This is a genomic window from Phenylobacterium sp. (genome assembly GCF_028290885.1).
Classification (GTDB): domain Bacteria; phylum Pseudomonadota; class Alphaproteobacteria; order Caulobacterales; family Caulobacteraceae; genus Phenylobacterium.
This window is the reverse complement of the sequence record NZ_JAQGIZ010000172.1, coordinates 1-3,739: the sequence shown is the minus strand read 5'-3', so window position 1 is coordinate 3,739 and position 3,739 is coordinate 1. Positions and strand designations below refer to the sequence as shown.

The window sequence follows — 3,739 nt, the reverse complement described above, 5'->3', positions numbered from 1 at the left end:
CCGGGCCGATTGAACCCAAGTGCGCAGACTCGGGGAGCGGTGATGCCGGTGCGCGTTGGGATTCTCGGCTGCGCCCAGATCGTCGAGTCCGTACTCATAGACCCGGCGCGCGAGATCCCGCAGATCGACATCGTCGCCATCGCGTCTCGCGACTCCGACCGCGCGGCGGCCTACGCCGCCAAGCACGGGATCCGGCGATCCTATGGCGGCTACCAGGCGCTGGTCGACGATCCCGAGATCGAGGTCGTCTACAACCCCCTGCCCAACAGCCTGCATGCGGAATGGTCGATCCGCGCGCTGCAGGCCGGCAAGGCGGTGTTGTGCGAAAAGCCGTTGTGCTCCAACGCCGAGGAGGCGCGGCGGATGGTCGAGGTGGCCGACGCCGCCCGGCTGCCGCTGATCGAGGCGTTCCACTACCGCTACCATCCGGTCGCGCAATTCATCGACGCGACCCTGCGGTCCGGCGCGCTCGGACGGCTGCGAAAACTCGAGGCGCGCCTGAAGATACGAAGCGCGCGCCTGCTGCCGGACAACATCCGCTTCCAGCCCGAGCTTGGCGGCGGCTCGACGATGGATCTCGGCGCCTACTGCATCAATCTGCTCCGGATGTGCGTCGGCGAGGAGCCGCGGGTGCTGCAGGCCAAGTCCACGCTGCATTCGCCGCAGATCGACGCCGCCATGCGCGCCAGCCTGGCGTTTCCGGGCGGCGCTGAGGCGGCGTTCGAATGTTCGCATCGGGCCGAAGGCTTCGAAACCTGGCTGACCGTCGAGGGCGAGCATGGGAGCCTGCGCTGCGACAATCCCTTCCTGCCGCAGCCAGGTGTTTCGGTGACGGTCGAGGCGGGCGGCGAGAGCCGGACGACCCGTTTCGACGAACCGGCCACCTACCTCTTCCAGGCGCGCGCCCTCGTCCAGGTCATGCGCCACGGCGCGCCGATCCTCACCCCTGGCGCGGACGGGATCGCCAACATGGAGGTGATCGACGCAGTCTACCGCGAGGCCGGCCTGCAGCCCCGCCTCCAGGCCCACGCCGCGTGATGGGGACGCATGGGAACGGACAGACCATGACCGGACGCAGCGTCCTCGGCGCCTGGTACGCGGTGGCCATCCTCGGATCGCTCTACGTCGTCGCCTTCGTCGACCGGCTGATCCTCGGCCTGCTGGTGGAGCCGCTGAGGGCGGACCTGCACATCACCGACACCCAGATCAGCCTGCTGATGGGCGTGGCCTTCGCCACGTTCTACTCCTTCGTGGGCTTGCCGCTGGGCCGGGTGGCCGACCTCGGCAACCGCAAGTGGCTGCTGGTCGGCACCGCGGTGATCTGGGGCAGCTGCACCTTCGGCTCCGGCCTGGCGACCAGCTTCTGGGTCCTGTGCCTGTTGCGGATCGGCGTGGCGATCGGCGAGGCGGCGCTGACGCCGACGAGCCTGTCCCTGATCTCCGACCTGTTCCCGCGCGAACAACGGGCGCGGGCCACCAGCGTGTTCATGTCGCTGGGCGCGCTCGGGGCGACCGGCTCCTACATCCTGGGCGGGCTGGTGGTGAAGGCCATCGGCAACGTCGACCACCTCGTCCTGCCCCTGCTGGGTTCGGTGAAGCCCTGGCAGGCGGTGTTCTTCCTGGTCGGGGCCCCGGCCTTCCTGTTCGCCGCGATCATCGCCCTGACCGTAAAGGAGCCGGTCCGGGAGACCGCGCCGAGCCCTGCCGCCAACGGCCTGACCTTCGCCTGGGCGCGCAGGCCCTACGTCCCCGCGTTCCTGTTCTTCATCGCCACCGCCATCGGGCAGGTCATGATCTACGGCCTCGGCGGATGGGCGCCCACCTACCTCGTGCGCCAGTTCCACTGGGCCACCGGCGACGCCGGCATCCGCATCGGGCTGGCCAGCATGACTTGCGGCGTCTCGGGGATGCTGATCGCGCCGCGCGTGGCGGAGATCTGGAGCGCGCGCGGCCGACGCGACGCGCCGGTGCTGGTCCTCGCGGCCGGCCTGCTGCTGGGCTTTCCGCTGGTGATCGCCGCGTCGCTGGCGCCCAGCGGCGTCGCCTTCCTGGGTTTCTACGCCGCGGCCATGTTCTGCATCATGGGGACCGGCATGATGCCGTTCATCTGCGTGCAATGGGGCATCCCCTCCCACCTGAAGGGCGAGTTCCTGGCGGCGGGCCTGCTGGCCAATTCCCTGGTCGGCATCGCCTTGGGTCCCACCGCCACGGTCCTGGCCGCCAAGGTCTTCGGCGGCGGCGCACACCTCGGCCAGGGCCTCGCCCTGGTGGCCGCGATCTGCGGTCCGCTGGCCGCGGGCTTCGCCCTCCTGCTCCGGCGCCCGATGGCCCGCCTGCTCGAGGCGGAGGCCGGCGCGGCGGCGCGGCCGGTCCCCCAGGCCCCTGCCCTTTCGGCCGTCGGAGAGATGATCTGAGATGAGCGCCGTCAAGGTCTGCGACGTCATCGTCTCCATCCTGGAGGCGTCCGGAATCGACACCTGTTTCGGCGTGCCCGGCGGCCAGACCGTGCCGTTCTACGGCGCGGCGCGCGCCCGCGGCTTCAACCACGTCCTGATGCGCGACGAGCGGAACGCGGCCTGCGCGGCCGACGCCTATGCGCGGGTCAGCGGCAAGGTCGGGATGTGCGACGCCACCGTCGGGCCCGGATCCACCAATCTGGTCTCCGGCCTGGCCGAGGCCTACGCCTCGGCGATCCCGGTGCTGGCGCTGGTCGCCGACATCCGGACTAACCGCGAGCACCTGCGCCACCGCGGCGTATCCTCCCAGGCGCTCGAGCAGGGCTCGATATTGGCGCCGGTGACCAAGTGGGTCGGCCGGCTGCAGGCGCCGGGCAGCCTGGTCGCGGTGTTCGACCATGCCCTCAGGGTCGCGACCTCCGGCCGCCGCGGTCCTGTGGTGGTCGAGATCCCGGAAGACTTCATGGCCGCGCCGATCCCGGAGCCCGACCTGTCGATATTCAGCCCGGCGAGCGCGCGCTGGCCACGACACCGCACCGCCGCCTTGCCGCAGGCCGTCGAGGACGCCGTGGCGCGGCTGGCCAAGGCCAAACGGCCGATGGTGCTGGCCGGCGGCGGGGCCATGGCCAGCGGCGCAGGCGCGGAGATCGCCCGCTTCGCCGACGAGTTCGGCATCCCCATCGTGACCAGCATCAACGGCAAGGGCGTGGTCAGCGAGCGCAATCCCCTGATGCTCGGGGTGGTCGGGGTGTTCGGCGACATCGAGGCCAGCCGCACGCTCAAGCAGGCCGACACGGTGCTGGTGCTGGGCAGCAAGTTCGCCCAGTTCAACTCCTTCCTCTGGCGCCTGCCCACCAGGAGCCAGGAGATCATCCACGTCGACATCGACGGCGAGGAGCTGGGCCGCGCCATTCCCGCGGCGCTGGAGATCGTCGCCGACGTGCGCGAGGCCGCGCGCGCCATCGGCGACGGCCTGGCCAGGCGCGGCGCCCGGTTCGGCTGGAAGCCGGACGGCGAGCCGCTGCCGCAGCCGGGCAGCAAGCCCGACGATCCCGCCGTGGCGCCGGAACGCGTGATCGAGGCGGTCAACGCCCTGATGGACGATGACGCCATCATGGTTTCGGACGCCAGCCTCGCCTCCGGCTGGACGGCCTCGCGCTTCCAGACCCGGCGGGCGGGGCGCAGCTACCTGGCGCCGCGGGGGCTGGCCGGCATCGGTTGGGCGGGCGGTGCGGCCATCGGCGCGGCGCTCGGGGCGCCCAAGGGAACACGGGTGATCGCGG

General features: G+C 71.2%; 3 protein-coding genes. All 3 read left to right on the top strand.

Translation table 11 applies throughout. The features are described from left to right. The first annotated feature begins 42 nt into the window (after positions 1-42). Positions 43-1,038: a Gfo/Idh/MocA family oxidoreductase gene (locus JWP28_RS11690; RefSeq protein ID WP_299543052.1), complete on the top strand. Its 996-nt coding sequence runs from the start codon at positions 43-45 to the stop codon at positions 1,036-1,038. A 26-nt stretch (positions 1,039-1,064) separates the two neighbouring features. Then, positions 1,065-2,414, top strand: coding sequence for an MFS transporter (locus tag JWP28_RS11685; RefSeq protein ID WP_299543050.1), 1,350 nt, complete (start codon positions 1,065-1,067; stop codon positions 2,412-2,414). Position 2,415: 1 nt separating this feature from the next. Beyond that, positions 2,416-3,739, top strand: a 1,324-nt coding sequence (locus JWP28_RS11680) for a thiamine pyrophosphate-binding protein (protein WP_299543049.1), incomplete at its 3' end; no start/stop codon positions are given.